Origin of the sequence: Luteolibacter yonseiensis (assembly GCF_016595465.1) — a bacterium.
GTDB classification, from domain to species: Bacteria; Verrucomicrobiota; Verrucomicrobiia; order Verrucomicrobiales; family Akkermansiaceae; genus Luteolibacter; species Luteolibacter yonseiensis.
Genome location: NZ_JAENIK010000008.1, coordinates 94,916 through 110,951, shown reverse-complemented (window position 1 = coordinate 110,951; position 16,036 = coordinate 94,916). Strand labels below are relative to the sequence as shown.

Sequence of the window (16,036 nt, the reverse complement as noted above, 5' to 3'; positions counted from 1 at the left end):
CTTAAGGGATAGCTGGTTGGTGAGATGGATGTGGGTCAGTTCCTTTCCGGGGGAGGATCGGATGACGGGTGGTTGTAGGCCTGCCGCAACCCGGCGAGCCGCTTGTCACCGGGGTGCAGTTTCAGCCCCCTCTCAAGCGTGGCGATGGCCTTCGCCGGGTTGCCTTGATCCTTGTAGATCGAGGCGAGGAGTGCCACGGCGACGGGCGTGTGATCGGCCTTTCGTTGCATGAGAACCTCCCGGCAGAGTTGGGCGGCCTCTTCGCGGGTGGCGGGGGTTTTGGCGAGAATGTCGGCCAGCTCCAGCTTCGCCGAGTCCTTGATGAACATGCTTTCCCTCGGCGAGCCCAGGAGGCGGCGGTAGATTTCCTCCGCTTTCCGGTCCTCCTTGCGATAGGCTGCGATGCGGGCCAGCGTCAGCTTCGCCGTGGGGATCCATGGTGCCTCGGAGACCACCTCATTGGCGAGGGTCTCCGCCTGGCCGATGAAGCCTTCGCCCAGAAGGAGGATGGTGGCGAACCCCTTGGCCTGGTATTGCAGCGGCCTGGTTTCGGCGGTCAGCAGCATCAGTTCCACCGGCTTCCCCCAGACGCCGGACCAATACCGGAAATAGCTGCCGCACACGGGCAGGCGGTAGATCAGCAGGAGAGACAGCACCGCCAGAAATGCCACGGCACCGGACGCCGCTTCCCGCCTTCGGTTCAGGAACTGCCGGACGAGAGACGCGCATGCCGCCGCCACGGCGATGGCCAGCCCGATCGAGGGAATGGTGACATACACATCGTATATCGGCCCGTTGAAACAAGGGAGGAAGTTCCCGGAGGGCATGCTGGCGAGAATGAAAAACGCGATGCCATACCCCACGGCGGGGAAACGCTTCCAGGTCAGGAATACGGTGGCGATCAAGGTGGCGAGGAACACCCAGCCGAACACCAGCGAGGCGGCCGGAGCGGATTTCAACCACGAGTAGCTCCCCAGCAGCTCGATGGTGCCGAAGGGAAACGCCCACATCAGGAAATGCCGCCACAGGAACCAAGGGGCGGAGAGCATCATCTGGTATGCTTTCGTGTCCGGTTGGAATCCCGGGTTCAGGTTGTCGCCGCCGATGGCCCTTGCCGAAAACTGATGGCGGACGATCAGGAATGCGAGGGCGACCAGCGCGTAGCCGGCGTAGCGGATGACGGTCCCGCGATCCGGTCCGATCCGGCGTTGTTGCAGATCCCGGATGAAGAGCAGGGCCGGGATGGCGATGAGGGACTCGTAGCAAAGCAGGGCGAGCGCGAAGAAGACGCCGCACAAGATGAAGATCCGGAGCGAGGACCGGGTGGCGGAACATTCGTGGAAATGAACCACGAGGGCGAACAGGACGATGCCGATGCTGATGTTCGCACTGCTGAGCCAGATGACCGTGGAAACACAACTCGGGCTCAGCGCCCACAGGCAGCACGCCAGCAGCGCAGGCAACCCGGCACCCAGGCAGATGGTGGCGATGCGGTGGACCGCGACGGTCGCGGCGAGGTAGCAGGCCAGCCCGACCCAGTGCCATGCGACGGGATTTTTCTCCAGCGGAACAAGTAGTTTGAACAGAGCGTTCTTGACCGGCCGGTAATAGCCGAAGACATCCGTGCCCCAGAAGTCGGCCCAGGAAACCAGGCCTTTCGATCGTTCCAACTGATGGATGTCATCCGTGAAAAGCGGGGCATGCATCCCCGGCCAACTGCATGCGATCACCAGCAGAAGAATGAATGCCAGACCTGCGAGGTCCTGTGGCCGGGGTTTGTTGGAAACGAGTGATGACATGCGGGAAAGGAATGGCGGAAGTGGAATCACGGGTGCTCCAGCAGCACGCGGGTGACACGGATATCACCGATGAAGGCCGCGGCGCGGAGCTCGACGGGCATTCTCTCGGCGTCGTCGCTGAGCCAGAGGGTGGCATCCTGCTTGAGTTTTTTATAAGGCTGCAGCTCCCCTGTCTTGCGGTCGATCTTCCGCATGCCGAGCGTCAGGCGGATCGTATTCCGTCCGTTGTGGACCTCGCGGCCCACGACCTTCACCCGCAACAGATAGGGGGTCTCGAAAGGATGGATGACGAGGGTGGAGCGGTCCCCGTCATCCAGCTTCTGGCTGCGGACGTGCAGCATGGCGGAGAACAGGTCGAAGACCGGGGAACTGGTGAAGACCCGGTCCTTCTGTTTCGAGGAGCCGTCCTTGATCTGCTTGGTGACATTGCCGCACTCGACCCTGTCGGAAAAATAACGGATCGTGGTGGTGACGTGTTCGGTTTTGTCATCTTCCAGGGATTGGAAAAAGCGGGGACGCAGCGTGTCGGGCACGAGCTCGGACCAGAAGCTGGTTTTGTAAGGGAACAAGACCTCGGCGGGGCCGAGGCTCGACGCGGAGGAGCGGATGACATAACTGCCCGCCTTTTTCACGTCCTGCGGGGCGAACTCGATGCGGACCTTTCCCGCATCGACCATGCCGTTCCAACTGACCCGGAGTTCAAGTCTGGTGGGGGCGGGGATGGGGAATGAACCGGGAACGGAGGTGGTCAGCTCGGACCGCCAGGCGGGGGCGGCGGCGAGCGGGGCGATTGCGAGGAACGGGAGCACGAGGATGCGGAGGCATGAGGTCATGCCGTTCATGACTCTGGTGTGGAGGAGATTATTCATCGCTCGGAGGAAACACGATTTCGGCACGCGGGGGAAGCACGCCCGGACTATTGTCCAGACTCATGTCCGGCCGGTCGTCGCTCACCGGCATCGGGCGGAACGATTCGGAATGCGTGTCCACCCTGAATTCCAGTTTCATGACATCCCGGTTCGTCTCCGCCATCTGGTCCAGCAGGTCTCGGTTCTGGTTCTGGAGGTTCTCCATCCGTTTGACGAGGGTCTCGAAAAACCGCTTCTGCGAATCGTCGGCAGGCGGTGCTCCGTTGTGACGGGCGATGGCGGCGGGTGAGGCGGGTGCGACGGGTTCCACTGCTGGTGATGGGGAGGTCCGGATCGCGGGTTTTCCATGGGTGGCGGCGATGAAGGAATTCACCGACCACCAGTGGCTGGCACCGGCTGCCGAGATGGCGGCGAGAGCGGCGCCGCAGAGGATGGGAACGGTGGCGGGGTTCATCTCTTGCGTGGGGTGGCGGGTTTTTCCACGGGCTGTGGCGCGGGTTCTCCGGTCTTCGGCAGGGAGACGAGCAGTTGCTGGAGGCTCTCGATGACCGTGCCGAGCTGCTTCGAGTTCTCATCGATTCCTCGGATGGAGTCCGACAGGATGGCGGCGACGGTGGAATTCTGGCGGAAACCGAGCGTGTGGTCGTAGCCGGGCTCCGGGATGGCGAACGCCTCCGCACCATCGGCATCGGGGACAAGCAGGTGAGGCCGGATGGTCAGCGTCACCTTGGTGCCCGGGGAGACCTCCACCTCACGGGTGAAGGGCGGAGCCGCGTCCGAGGTGGTGAGATGCCAGCCTGCAGGCACTGGTGACATGGGCTTCGCGGGAAATGGCGCGAGCAGCTTGACCTCGGCAGGGTCGACGGAACCGGTGCCGGGTTGGACCTTCTCAACCCTCACTGCCAGACCATCCTCCGGTGTGCCGGGTTTGACTTCTTCCGTCGTGGCAGGCGCGGCTCCGGACGGTGGCTGTCCGGCGGCGGCTTCACCGGTCACCTCTTGCGCCGGCGTGCCGGTGGAGGACTCGTCGGGTTTTTCCCCGGACTTTGCTTCAAGTTCGGTGGGTGCGGGTGATTCCCCGACCGGATCGAGCACGACGGTGACTTCCTGAACGGACTTGTCGTCCTGGCTGCCGGAATTGACCGCCGGGGCCGGTTCGGATTCACGAGGAGTGTCCTGCGCGCCGGCCAGGGCGGCTCCGAGGAGCACTAGGGTTGCTATGACGGGGCGGGGATTCATTTTTTTGCAGGTTGGATTTGGATCAGCTCGGAGGAGTCGAGGCCCGGAGCCCGTGGGAGATCCTCGGCCTCCTGTTGGTTGGTGGGCAGCGAGGGGCTATCCGCACGGAGGTCCACGGCAGGAATGGAATTTCCGATCAGCCGGTTCCAGGCATCGAGCAGTTCGGCACCCTCGGTGCGAAGGAGTCGGGATTTTTCCTGATAGTCCGCGAGGCGGGCGAGGAGTTTTCTGGCATCCGCCACCTCGGCAGCCGTCCAGCGCAGGTTCCGGCTTTGATAAAGCACCGGCACGTCCAAATCGATCTTCGCCAGATGTCCGCCGGGAGTTTCCGCGGTCAGGATGTGCTGGATGCGGAGGTTGGTTTGTTCGAACGCGGTGGCGGGCGGCGTCGGCGGAGCGGCTTTCCGTATCGCCGTGGCAGCCGGGCTGGCGGCGGCATCACCGGGCAGGTGGTTCTGGCGGGGCAGAAGCGCGGTTTCCTGCGGGGGAAAGGGCTGGATTTCGGTCGCGGCGGGAACAGCCTTCGGAGAGGGGGCGGTTTCGATCACCGGTTTGGTGATGTACATCATGCAGAACAACGCGGCGACGGCGGTGCTGGTGACCAGCAGCCACGGATAGGCGCGGGTGACGGCGGGACCGGACGGGACACGTTGGTCGGCGGGAACACGGCGGGACGCGGGATAAGCCGGTGATGGCATCGCGCTGATGTCCGGGAGAGTGGCGGGCATGGGTCTCATGGTTTGTTGGAGATGGGGCCGGCAGGCGGGCCCGGCTGAGGTTTCGGTTCCGCGGCGACGGCATGGCTCACGATGGTCTGATCCGAAACGCCGGGGAAGGTGGTGATGGTCATGGATTCACGGCTGAGGCGCAGGTGGCGCAGGGTGCCGCCCACGTTGCTCATGGCCTGCAGCCCCGGAATGACCTCGAGGGCGCCCGCGCCGGAGCGCTGGCGGCCGATGCCGTCGGAACGGTAGATTTCAAATGTGGTGTGGGCCTCGTCATCGCCTTCCGCCGTGACACGGATCTTCACCCCGTCGGTGAACACACTGAAGGAGATCGGCTTCATCGGAATCGGTGTCACCTGTTGGCCCGTGACCTTGAAGTGGGATTGGAGGAGGAAATCGCCGACGTGCTTGAACTCGGTGGCGCCGGCCACCGCCGACATCACCAGAACGGTCAGGAATATGATGGTGTTTTTCATTCTCCCACGTCCCAGAGTGAATCGTTGCCGCTGCCGGATGGGTCATACGTCACCCCGGAACCCGCGTTGACCACGGGTGGGGAGACGGTGACGATGATGGTGAGGGTGGAGCCCGTCAGGGAGGTGACGGTCGGAATGGAGGTCGCGTTGTTCGGCATGTAGGGAATGAGCGCCGCGCCCGTGAGGCTCGCCACCGTCGCCGTGGGATTGTCGGCCAGGTACATCCTCTGGGCCGAGTAAACGGAGCGCAGGGATTCGGAGGCGGCGCGGCCGAGCTTCCACTCGTCCATTTTTTTCGAGGTGAAGAGTCCGATCTTCACAAGAGAGAGCAGCACCAGGATGACCACCGTCATCTCAAGGAGGGTGAAGGCTTTCCTGTGGTGGCGGGGTATGGACGCGTGACGGTTCATTTCCGCAGAAGCTTGAGGGCTTCCATGACGTTTTTCCGGAATTCCGGGTCTTCCACCAATCCCTTCAGATGGAAAAGGAAAACGACCAGCGATGAACCGATGATGATCGACGACAGGAGGAACCAGGTGACGGATTTTTCCTTGGGGGCGATCAACGGCACGTACCAGCGCCGGCGGTCCACGATCTGGGTCGCATACATCTGGCTGTTTTCCTTCAGTTGTGAGATCAGGTCGTCGGCCGCTTTCGCGTTCGATGCGACATAGAGATGCTTGAACCGCTTGCCGGGCACGTCGGGGATCTCGACCTCGCGGATTCCCCGTGGAACCGCCTCGACCGGACGCAGGGTCTGGACGTGGGTCTCATACACGTATTTTTCACGCAGCCAGCGGTCGAATCGGGTGAGTTGCATGGGTCGTCGGATGGTTGGGTTTCAGATGCCGCTGTTCATCATCTTCGGTCCCATGAGGAAGATGGGCAGGAAGGTGCCGACGAAAACCGCGCCGATGAGGCTCACCGCGATGATGAGCACGACAAAGCTGATGGCCGCGGCGAAGGCGTTCATGTGGTTCTGCAGGTCCTCCTCGTACATCTCGGACAGCATCTCCAGCTGTGCGTCGAGCGAGGCGGATTTTTCTCCGATGGACAGCATGTGGGTGACCTGTGAGTCCACCGAGGTGTATTTGGCGAACGCGGTGGAGAGCGGGACACCGGAGTGCTCGTACTTGTCCGCGGCGGTGCGCAGCTCATGATAGAAAGGGGTGTTTTTCACGCTGTTCGCCGAGACACGGATGGACTTCGCCAGGTTGATGCCGTTCGAGTGGAGCAGCCGGATCGTGGACAGGAAGGTCACCTGTCTCAGGCTCATGACGAGCAGCCGCAGCAGCCGCCACTTCGACATCGCGAAGCCGAGGATGAAGTTGCGCACGAGCGGCGACTTGAAGATGACCGTCGCGACTCCCAGGACCACGATCACGAACACCGGCCAGGTATGCTGGGTGAGATGGCTGACCTTGAAGGAAATGGCCGTCATGCCGTCCGGTTTCGAGTTCACCCCCGCCAGCATTTCCTCGACCTGTGGCACGATCTTCACCTGGGACACGATGAACGCCCCCATGAGCACGCCGATGATCACACCCGGCGTGATCGTGGCCTTCTTGAGCTGCTTCTGGAAAAACAACTCGCTCTTCAGACGTGCTGCGAGCGACTGGAACGCATGGTGGAGCTGGCCCGCGTCCGAGCCGGCCTGGACGAGTCCGACGATGGTCTCGCTGAAACGGCCGGTGCGGCGGAAGGCCTCGTGGATGTTCATCCCGGAATTGATGTCCTCGCGGATGTGGGCGAGCGCGTCCACCATTGCCTTGTTCGGCAGCCCCTGGCTGTAATACTTCATCGCGTCCGCGGTGTTGATCTGCGCGCGCAGCATGGAGCCGAGCCCCCGGAAAAGATCCACGAGCTCCTTCTTGCTGAACTCCCTGACCTTTTTCGGCTTGTTCAAGGACGCGAGAAGGCCTTTGGGCGGTGTGGCCGGAGCACCCCCTTTGGCTGGAATGGTGGCGGGAGAGGCGCTAATCATCGGTGTAGGTCATGTCGATCACCTTGCTCACGGCGAGCAGGTCGGTTTTTCCATCGCGCAGCAGGCGCAGGCCGCTGCGGCGGAGGCTGGGGAGGACACCCTCCTCGGCCACCTTGAGTTCCAGTTCGTAGGGGGTCATCTCCCCCTTCGCGAGCAGGTCGGAGATCTTGGGGGTGATGGGGATGATCTCGAGGATCGCGGTGCGGCCGTTGTAGCCGGTGTTCCGGCATTCGGCGCAGCCGCCGTTTTTCGCGGTGAAGACAGGGATGTCCGCCCAGGAATCGTCGAGGCTGAAGGTTTTCCTGTCGAACTCGCTGACCCCCTTCGAAGGTTCCTTGCAATAGGGGCAGAGCAGTTTCACCAGGCGCTGGGCGCACGCCGCCTTGAGCGTCTGGGCGATTTTCCACCGCTCGAGGCCGAGTTGTTCGAAGCGCTCGATGATCTGCGAGGCGCGCGCGGTATGGATGGTCGTCAGGACCTTGTGGCCGGTGACCGCGGCTTCGATCGCGAGCTCGGCGGACTCGAAGTCGCGGACCTCGCCCATCAGGATGATGTCCGGGTCCGACCGCATGAACGAGGCGATCATCGGCTTGAATTCCTTGGGACTCTTCAGGTCGCAGTGGGTGATGCCGGGAACCTCGTCCTCCACCGGGTTTTCCAGGGTGAGGATGTTGACGTCAGGGCGGTTGAGCTCGCGCAGGATGGCATTGAGCGTCGTTGATTTCCCCGACCCCGTGGGGCCGGACATGACAATGATGCCGGCGGGGATCTTCATCACCTTGTTCAGCGCGAACATCGTGTCGTCGTCGAAGGCCAGCGTGCCCTTTCCGAGGGTGACGTTGATGTTGCTCTTGTCGAGCAGCCGCATCGTCACGTGGTAGCCGCGGTAGGTGCGATGGCGCTCGTAGCGGATGTCGATGGGGCGGTGGAAATACGAGATGGTGAATCTTCCGGAAATGCCGGGAGCCGTGTTGCGGATCTCCGTCGGCAGCTTCATCAGGTTCAGGAGAAATGCATCCAGGCGGTCCTTGAGCTTCATCGGGATCTCCACCTTCGCGCCGATGTCCCCGTCGCAACGGAACGCATAGTAGAACGTCTCCTTCTCCACCTTGAAGTGCACGTCGGAAGTGCGCGTCCTCACGGCATCCGCCATGATGGTGGCCACGAGCTGCGCCATCGGTTCGGCATAGTCCGTCGTGACGTCGAAGTCATGGATGCCGTCGTCCAGGTCCTCCACGTCGATGGCCTCCAGCTCGGACCTGCTGGGGCCGCTGTTCGTCGCGACGGACTCGATGGCGCGGCTGATCTCCGTCGCCAGCGTGACGATCTTGATGATCTCAAGATGCGGGAAACGGGGGGCGAGGTATTCCTCCGGCAACGGGCTCCAGGGATTCGCCACGGCGACGACGAGCTTGTCGCTGCCGGACAGGCAGAGCGGGGCGAAGAAACCGCGCGTCATCACCGTGGAGTCGCAGGTGGCGTGCAGGGCCGCCTCGCAGAATTCCGCCACCCTCGGGAAAAACGGCAGGCCGTTGATTTTCGCGATGGCGGCCATGAAGCTGTAGCGCGTCACCCGGTTCGGCACCTGGTCCTGCGCGAGCTCGGAATAGCTCGGATCATGCCCGGCCAGCTCGCCCATGATGCGGCGGCTGATGAGTTCGTTGAAGGTGATGCCGTCGAATTCGATCATAGCTCGAAATGCTTGCGGGTGAGGAATGTCCAGCTCTCGTAGTCGAGGCGGGCGATGGTGACGAAGGGCCGGATGCCGAAGCGTTTGAAAACCGCCGCGCGGATCTCGTCGGCCAGGATGGCGGCGGCGACCGGGTTGGCCGATGCCGTGCCGATGGCGTCCGTATCCTCCGCGTAGACGACCGGCGAGAGCAGCACGCGGGCGATGCGGTGCACCTGGTCGAACGAATCGTAAAAGGCGGAGGGCGCGATCAGTTTCCCCGCGAAGGGGAGCAGCGGCGCGTAAGGGCTCTGGGTGGCGGCGACCTTGTCTCCCAGGCTCAGGATGACGGGACCGACGTGCTCCTCGTCATGGCCCTGGATGCGGGCGAGGACGTCCAGAAGGTCGGCGGGCTTTCCCTGGGCATGCGCCTCGCGGGCGGCGGAAACTGCCTGGGACAGCTCCGCAGGCGTGGACGCGCGCGTTTCCTGGATGGCCTCGGCGGTGCGCAGGAGACAGGTTTCGGCGTGATTCCAGATGTCGTCCCTTCCCTCGGTCGGGAATGGATCGGTCACGGCTGGAAATGGAAGTGCGGACTGCATGGATCGTTTCAATGCTTGGCGGCCCGGCTGAAGCGGGGCTTGGAGGGAGCGGCCGGAGGCGGCGGCGTGGGGCGGGCGAGTTCCTCCGCGCGGGGATAATAGGGGGCTTCGGCGGGTTGCAGGCCACGGATGGTGCGCTTCATGTTCGGCTCGTGGGCGGGGCCGGGATTGTCCTCGTCCACCCAGTCATGGTCGCATTCGAGGATGGTGGCGGAACGGAGCCGGTTGCTGGCGTTGCGTGTCGAGACGCCGCTGGCGGGGTTGTATGACTTGGGCGTGACGATGAAGACCAGGCTGGTCTTCTCCTTGGAGGCGTCCTTGCTCTTGAAGAAGAAGTTGAGCACCGGCACATCTCCCAGCAGCGGGACCTTGGTTTTCCCGTTCGTCTGGGCCTCGCCATAGAAGCCGCCGACGACGAGCGAGTGGCCGTCCGGCACCCGGGCCAGCGACTCGACCATGGACTCGGTCACCCGGGGATACTTGTTTCCCGACACGCTGAGGATCTGCTCGACGATCTGGGCGGACCGCGGACGCAGTTTCATGCGCACGGTGCCGTCCGGAAGGAGGGTGGGGGTGACCACGATGGAGATGCCGATCTCCCGGTGTTTTTCCGGCAGCGTGTCGATGGACGGATCCGCGCCGTCGATCTTGTAGCGGACCTCCTCGGTCACGGTGGGGTTTCCGCCGGAGGTGTTTGCGGTGGTGGTGGTGGTGATGATGGGGATCCGGTCGATGATCGAGATGGCGGCCTGCTCGTTGTCTTCGGTAATGAGCGTGGGATTCGACACCTGGCGGGCGAGTCCGCCCTCCGCCAGCGCGCGGAGCACGCCGGTGAGTTGCAATGGGGAAAGCACGAGGTTCGAGTTCTCGCTGGGACCTCCTTTGATGATCGGCGTGTCCAGGCCGAAGATCGAGTTGAGGTCCTGGGTGAGGCTGAACGGGGTGCCGTCCCGTCCCAGCGAGGTGGCCCAGTTCACGCCGGTTCGCTCGGCGGCGGTGCTGTTCACCCGCAGGATTTTCGTTTCCACGATGATCTGGCCCTTCGCCTTGTCGATGCCGTGGAGGAGGTTCCGGGCCTGCTCGATGCGGTGGGCGGAGTCGATGATGATGATGGTGTTCGTCTTCGGCTCGAAGTTCACGATGCCGGTTCCCGGGGTGAGCATCGGTTTGATCAGTTCCTTGATCTGCTCCATGTCGGTGGGGCGGAGGTAGCGGAGCTGGTAGTGGAACTCGGTGCTAGGGAGCTGGGCGAGCTGCGCCTGTGTCAGGGCGTAGATGGTGTCCCCCTTGGTATGAAGGGACAGGCCGTACATGAATGCCAGCTCCTCCATCTGCTGGAGCGGGTTGCCGTTGTTCAGGTGGCCCGTGACGAGGAATTCGGGGCCGGAAATCTTGCTGTTGTGGAAATACTGGCGGTCCGCGGATTTCGCCAGGAACTGGAAGGTGTCGTTCAGACCGGCGTCCTTGATGATGATTCCCTCGTCGGACTGGAGCATCTCCTGCTTCGGGTCCCCCGCCTGTAGGGAGGGTGCCGCGGGCGGCGCTTCCTTGGCCACCACGGGGGGAAGTCCTATGGGAGGCAGGGTTTCCTGCTGCGTCTCGTCGGCAGCCGGAGGATTGGGAAGCTCCACGGGAGGGGCGACGGGTTCGATCATCGGCTCGGGCGCGGGCTGGGCGGTGAGCAGACCCGCCGCAAGGATCATTGCGGAAAGGGTGGGAATGGGTGCGGCTTTCATGGGAAAAACAGGTTTGGAAAATTTCAGGGTTGGGTGGGTTCCGCTTCGATCTCGATGGGCGAGCCGGGAGCGTCCGGTGTCATGCCCGGAGTCCGGATGCCCTGGTGGCCGGGGGTCATGCCGGCGGGGAGGACGTTGAGCGGGCGGACGGCGGTTTCCCCGCTGTCCACATTGCGGAAGGAGATCTGGCGGGACGTGACCTCCGTGATCTGGATCCGCAACTGGCGGTTGCGGAAGGAAACGGGCATGACATCGCCCTGCTTGAACGAGCGGGTGCCGACGAGGAACCGCTTCTCGCCCGGGATGATCGTGGTGACGACGAGCAGTTTCACCACCTCCGCCAGCGGCAGGACGACCGGAGCGGCCTGGGTGGACTTGCGGACGACGGAGGGCCGGATGACCGGCTTGGCGTCCGGGTCCTGCGTCTGGCCGAAGGGATCCTTGGTCCGGTTGCGGATGAGAAAGGCCGACGCGAGTGTGTCGATGTAGGCCTCACGTTCCTCAGGGCTGACAAGCCGGGACGGCGTGGTGATGGGCGGAACCGTCTTCCCGGAAGACGGTTCCTCCGGAACAGGAGCGGAACCTGGCGTGGGTTGGGCGGACGCCGGCGAGGTCGAGGCACACAGGATCGCGAGCGCGGAGAACACCGCGATCCCGTTCCTCTGTCCTGCGTGATGTGTCAGTTTTCCCATGCCGTGTAGCTGACTTGGAAGTTGAGAAGAGACGACTGCGTCGCGTTCGGTTCGATGCGCAGCTCCTGGAGCTGGAGCTGGGGCATGCGGGTTTCCAGTTCCAGAAACGCCTTCTGCATGGTGCGGAAGGTCCCCCGGAAGGCGATGCGGATCTGGGATGAGTTCTGGGCGGAAACCGCGCCGAACCCGGCCTTGGCCTTCGTCGGTTCGAAGGCGGTCTGCTGGATTTCCTTGTTGGGCAGCGTCTCGGTGATTTCCCGCAGTTGCGTGGTGAGGGTGCTGGCCGTTTCCTCGGCAAGCTGCTTGGTCCAGCGGTCGATGTGGGACCGCTGCCTTGTCACCTGGCCTTCGATCTCGAGTCCGGCGAGGCGGCCCATCTCGTAGGTCTTGTAGTTGGTCATCTTGTTCTCGTAGGACCTGACCACCCGGGTCTTCAGATGATAGCAAAGGCCCACCACGGCGAAGGCGGCCACGAGTGGCAGCGCGATGCCGAAGAAGGCGATGGATTGGCGGTAGAGGTTCATGGTTCAGGGTGCCTTGGCGACGTTGATCGCCATCGGGTCGGTGGCCTCGAAGCGCTGGGTGATGGTGAGGTCGAAGCTGAAGGGGTAGGTGGTGGTGTCCGAGTCGTCCGCCTCCTCGGGCGGGACGGGCTTGAACGCGCCGTTTTCCTGGTTGCGGACATTGACGACGAGGGTCCGGTTTCCGGTGTTCGGCAGGTAGGCGGAGCTTCCGGTGATGCGGGCGATCTCGCTGAAATGTGCGGAGATCCCCTCGCGGGTGTTGATGGTGTTCAGATAGTCGAGCGCCTCGTCCCGCGCGAAACCGGTGAGCCTCCATTCTTTCGTGAAGCCGACCTTGGCCAGTCCCGGTGAACCGTCGGCCTTGGTGATGTGGGAATAGGTTTTTACCAGCATGCCGCCCTTTTCGGGAAACATGCGGGAGAGGGATTCCATGCTGGTCCACGCCTTCGACCGGTCTTCGAGCAGATTGTTCCAGTGTTCGGCCTTTTTCCGCTCCTCGGAAAGCCGGGCCAGCCTGCCCTGCGCCGCATCCGCCTGGGACGGCTCGAAGGCCCATTCGGGACGGCGCACCAGATCGAGCGCGCCGAACGCGAAGTACGCCGCGCATAGTATCGATACGATGATGATGGCGGCCCGGGCGAACCGGAGCATCCTCAGCAGGCGCATTTCCGAGCGGTTCGGGTAGATCTCCAGAACGCTGTCCGGCGTGGGAAGGAAGTTCTGCAACGCCCATTTGTCATCCCGCAGGATCTGGAAGGTGTGGGAGGCAATGGCCGGGGCTTCGGCGTGGCCCGCCTTCGCGGCGATGAGCGGTTCCGGGCTCCATGCGGGAACCGCCTCGGGTCCGTCCCGCAGGATCTCCTCCACCCGGCAGCCCGTGAACGAGGCCTCCAGATCGGCGGCCAGGGTGGTGTCCACATTGGCGCCCAGGGGCAGGATGAAGAGATCCGGGTCGATGAACTCCAGGGACGCGTTGGTCGTGGCGAGGGCGTTGCGGAAGTTGGTCGGACGGCGGAGTCCGCGGTGCTGCAGGGTGCGGACCAGCCGGAGGTCGGCATGTTCGTTGAAGAACGCCAGCGCGGTGAACCACGGATACTGGAGGATGGCGACGAAGGGTTTCCCGGGAGTGATGGCCAGCACGTCGCCCAGGCCCATGATGACGACCAAGGGGGCGCTCAACGCGTGGGTGACGACCGGGAAATTCGTCTTTTCCCCGACCTCCCGCAGAAGCTCGATGAACGGTGCGTATTGCCTGGAAACGGCGATGGTCGTGGCGATGGCCTGGCCACCGGCGGCAGGGTAGGGAAGGACGCGCCAGGAAGCCTGGTCGGCCTGGATGGAAGAGTCCTCGAGAATCGCTCCGGGATCGGTGACGGCGGTGGCGCGCAGTTCCGGCAGTGACGCCGGATTGTCGAGTTCCGGCTTCAGCTCGGTGGTCGAGAATTCGTCGGCGATGTGGAGAATGACTCCAAGGCCGTTCGCACCGCCGGCCCGCGCGTGGCGGAGCGCCTCCGCGATGAACGATTCGAGTTTTGCTATATCATGAAGGATCTCATGTGACAGGGCCGGACCCGCGCTCCATTGGAGCTTCCGGCGGTCGTAGTACCAGGTGGAGATCGAGAAGCCGTCCGCGCGGATGTGGAGCTGCAGGTTCAGGGAAAGAGCTTCCTGATACCATGCGGGATTGCCGGCACGCGAGGTGGTCCGCTGGATGGCGCAGGCCTGCCTGTATTGCTGGAAAGCATTCAGGGAGGCGGGATGTTGGAAGGTGGGCAAGGGACTTGGATAGCTGGAAGTACATGATGCGCCGGGGGAAATGTTGACAAGGGGACGTCAGAAACGGTCCGCCCGTTAAGGGGCGGGCGGACCGCAGGGATGCGATGCTCCGCATGGGAGATCAAAGGGGGATCATGCTCGAATCACCAGTCGCCATAGTTCGTCGGAGCGTAGTCCGCCGAAGTGTCGTTGGCGTACGACCCGATGAGATACAGCGTGCCGATGCCGGGTACGTTGGTTCCGTAGGTGTAGGTGATGTCGGAGTTGGGCGGTGTCGGGGGGTTGAGGTACTTGCCTGTTCCGACGATTTCCGTGGATGCGAGCGATGCCGCTTCCGCAAGGCCGCGAACGTTCACGTGAGCGCGCACGGCTTGTTGCACGTTGCGGATGTTCAGGATGTTCGCCGCACGGTCCGATCCTTTTTTCCAGGCGCGGGCGCCGATGAAAAGGATCGAGATGAGTGAAAGCAAGACGAGGATGACGACAGTCAGCTCGAGCAGGGTCATCCCTGCCTTGCGTTTCGTACCGATGGTATTGGTCAGTTTCATAGTGTGTTTATTTTTGGTGTGTCTTGTTTTGTCGGATCGGGAAGGCATCGCGTTTCGAAAGGATTCTGAGTTCTGACGATTCGCTCCGCGTATCCCGGAAAGTGTCGTGACGATCAGGAAAACCCGTCGTCGTTCTTGTTCATCTTGGCATTCTGGAAGGTCTCCTGGGTGATGGCCCCCTGCCTGAGGAGGCGCTTGAGGTTGTTGTCCCACTCGATGTTTCCGGCGCGGCGGATGACGTCTTCGAGCGAGCGGGCCCCGCCGTCGTAGTTGGCGATGGCGCTTGAGACCGAGTCATCGTTGTTCTGGAGGAATTCGTAGGTCAGCACGCGGCGTTGCACGCCGTTGAGCAGGCCCTGCGAGTGGATGAAGATGAGGATTTCCGCGAGGCGGCTGAGGACGGAAGCGTGGTTTTCCTTCGGATAGAGTTCGAGGATCCGGCCGATGGTCTTGACCGCGCCCGTGGTGTGCAGCGTGGAGAGGACGAGGTGCCCCGTCTGGGCCGCCTCCATGCACGTCTCCATGGCCTCGCGGTCGCGGATCTCTCCCAGCAGGATGATGTGCGGAGCCTTCCGCAGCACGTCCTTGAGTCCCTGGCGGTAGGAGTGGACGTCGCGGCCGACCTCCTGCTGGGTGACGATGCTGGGCGAGGGGATGCGGTGGCCCGGGTATTCCGGATCGTCCATATCGTCCGGGTATTGGTATTCGATCGGATCCTCGACGGTGACGATGTGCTTGGGGTGGTGGCGGCGCGCCCAGTCGATGAGCGAGGCGAGGGTGGTGGATTTCCCGGAACCCGTGGGCCCCGTGACGAGGCAGAGGCCCGCGCGCTTCAGCACGCCGTAACGGAGGGTGGCGGTGGTGTCGGGATCGATGCCCAGCGACTCGAGTTCGGGAATGTGATCGTTGAGGATCCGGCAGGTGACTCCCAGTCCGGAGGAACTGAGGTGGGCCTGGATGCGGAGCCGTCCGGAACGCTCTCCGCTGCCGCCCATCGGAATGCCGTCGCAGGAGAAGTCCGCGACGCGGGTTTGGGAGAATTCCTCGATGGCGAGCCGGATCTTGTCATCCACCCGCATGTCCATCGAGGCGTCCTCCTGTCCGAAGCCGTGGCTGCCGCTCTCGCGGTTGCGGATGAGTTCCTTGAGGATCTCATCCATGTGACGGGCGGTGAGGATTCCGAGAAAATCGAGTTTCTCCATGCCCTTGTTGGTATGGATGTAAACGGGACGTCCGGCGCGCATCTGGATGTCCGAGACGCGCAGCTCGCGGCAGACCCGGAAGATGATGCCCAGCAGATCCGTTCCACCCATGCCGGTCAGGAAGCGCGTGGGAGCGCCCGTGGAGCCCTGTCCCGGAAGAGGTGGTGGTGCGGCGGTGGTGGAGAATGCGGACAT

17 protein-coding genes are annotated in these 16,036 nt (G+C 63.2%); all 17 read right to left on the bottom strand.

Annotated features, from left to right (window positions below; translation table 11 throughout):
- Window positions 1–35: 35 nt before the first annotated feature.
- The 17 genes from JIN84_RS06745 to JIN84_RS06665 all read right to left on the bottom strand — a co-directional run bounded on the left by JIN84_RS06745 (window position 36) and on the right by JIN84_RS06665 (window position 16,036).
- A complete protein-coding gene (locus JIN84_RS06745) occupies window positions 36–1,799 on the bottom strand; it encodes a tetratricopeptide repeat protein (RefSeq protein ID WP_200350269.1) in 1,764 nt (587 codons plus the stop codon).
- 26 nt (window positions 1,800–1,825) lie between these two features.
- Window positions 1,826–2,668 (bottom strand): DUF3108 domain-containing protein, encoded by an 843-nt coding sequence (locus JIN84_RS06740; protein WP_200350268.1) that lies wholly within the window; start codon window positions 2,666–2,668, stop codon window positions 1,826–1,828.
- Entirely contained in the window at window positions 2,661–3,122 is a 462-nt protein-coding gene (locus tag JIN84_RS06735) for a hypothetical protein (protein ID WP_200350267.1), read from the bottom strand. The genes JIN84_RS06740 and JIN84_RS06735 overlap by 8 nt, the downstream gene beginning before the upstream one ends.
- A complete protein-coding gene (locus tag JIN84_RS06730; protein ID WP_200350266.1) occupies window positions 3,119–3,907 on the bottom strand; it encodes a hypothetical protein in 789 nt (262 codons plus the stop codon). The genes JIN84_RS06735 and JIN84_RS06730 overlap by 4 nt, the downstream gene beginning before the upstream one ends.
- Complete coding sequence (locus JIN84_RS06725) at window positions 3,904–4,635, bottom strand: hypothetical protein (protein WP_200350265.1); 732 nt, start codon at window positions 4,633–4,635, stop codon at window positions 3,904–3,906. The genes JIN84_RS06730 and JIN84_RS06725 overlap by 4 nt, the downstream gene beginning before the upstream one ends.
- A gap of 5 nt (window positions 4,636–4,640) precedes the next feature.
- Window positions 4,641–5,108, bottom strand: a complete 468-nt coding sequence (locus tag JIN84_RS06720; RefSeq protein ID WP_200350264.1) for a hypothetical protein — start codon at window positions 5,106–5,108, stop codon at window positions 4,641–4,643.
- Window positions 5,105–5,518, bottom strand: a complete 414-nt coding sequence (locus tag JIN84_RS06715; RefSeq protein ID WP_200350263.1) for a prepilin-type N-terminal cleavage/methylation domain-containing protein — start codon at window positions 5,516–5,518, stop codon at window positions 5,105–5,107. The genes JIN84_RS06720 and JIN84_RS06715 overlap by 4 nt, the downstream gene beginning before the upstream one ends.
- Window positions 5,515–5,928 carry a hypothetical protein gene (locus tag JIN84_RS06710; protein WP_200350262.1) on the bottom strand — a complete coding sequence of 138 codons (414 nt, stop codon included), beginning with the start codon at window positions 5,926–5,928 and terminating at the stop codon, window positions 5,515–5,517. Before JIN84_RS06710 ends, JIN84_RS06715 begins: the two co-directional genes overlap by 4 nt.
- A 21-nt stretch (window positions 5,929–5,949) precedes the next feature.
- A complete protein-coding gene (locus JIN84_RS06705) occupies window positions 5,950–7,092 on the bottom strand; it encodes a type II secretion system F family protein (protein WP_234043248.1) in 1,143 nt (380 codons plus the stop codon).
- The gene (locus JIN84_RS06700; RefSeq protein WP_200350260.1) at window positions 7,085–8,782 is read right to left on the bottom strand and encodes a GspE/PulE family protein; all 1,698 of its coding nucleotides are present in this window, start codon (window positions 8,780–8,782) and stop codon (window positions 7,085–7,087) included. Before JIN84_RS06700 ends, JIN84_RS06705 begins: the two co-directional genes overlap by 8 nt.
- Window positions 8,779–9,336, bottom strand: coding sequence for a hypothetical protein (locus tag JIN84_RS06695; protein WP_200350259.1), 558 nt, complete (start codon window positions 9,334–9,336; stop codon window positions 8,779–8,781). Before JIN84_RS06695 ends, JIN84_RS06700 begins: the two co-directional genes overlap by 4 nt.
- Window positions 9,337–9,371: 35 nt before the next feature.
- A complete protein-coding gene (locus JIN84_RS06690) occupies window positions 9,372–11,099 on the bottom strand; it encodes a secretin N-terminal domain-containing protein (protein ID WP_200350258.1) in 1,728 nt (575 codons plus the stop codon).
- Between the two features lie 23 nt (window positions 11,100–11,122).
- On the bottom strand, window positions 11,123–11,791 hold the full coding sequence (locus JIN84_RS06685; RefSeq protein WP_200350257.1) for a hypothetical protein: 669 nt from the start codon (window positions 11,789–11,791) through the stop codon (window positions 11,123–11,125).
- Window positions 11,779–12,315 carry a hypothetical protein gene (locus JIN84_RS06680; protein WP_200350256.1) on the bottom strand — a complete coding sequence of 179 codons (537 nt, stop codon included), beginning with the start codon at window positions 12,313–12,315 and terminating at the stop codon, window positions 11,779–11,781. The genes JIN84_RS06685 and JIN84_RS06680 overlap by 13 nt, the downstream gene beginning before the upstream one ends.
- Window positions 12,316–12,318: 3 nt before the next feature.
- Entirely contained in the window at window positions 12,319–14,091 is a 1,773-nt protein-coding gene (locus JIN84_RS06675; protein ID WP_200350255.1) for a hypothetical protein, read from the bottom strand.
- Between the two features lie 143 nt (window positions 14,092–14,234).
- Window positions 14,235–14,639, bottom strand: coding sequence for a hypothetical protein (locus JIN84_RS06670; protein WP_200350254.1), 405 nt, complete (start codon window positions 14,637–14,639; stop codon window positions 14,235–14,237).
- A gap of 113 nt (window positions 14,640–14,752) precedes the next feature.
- Complete coding sequence (locus JIN84_RS06665) at window positions 14,753–16,036, bottom strand: type IV pilus twitching motility protein PilT (RefSeq protein WP_200350253.1); 1,284 nt, start codon at window positions 16,034–16,036, stop codon at window positions 14,753–14,755.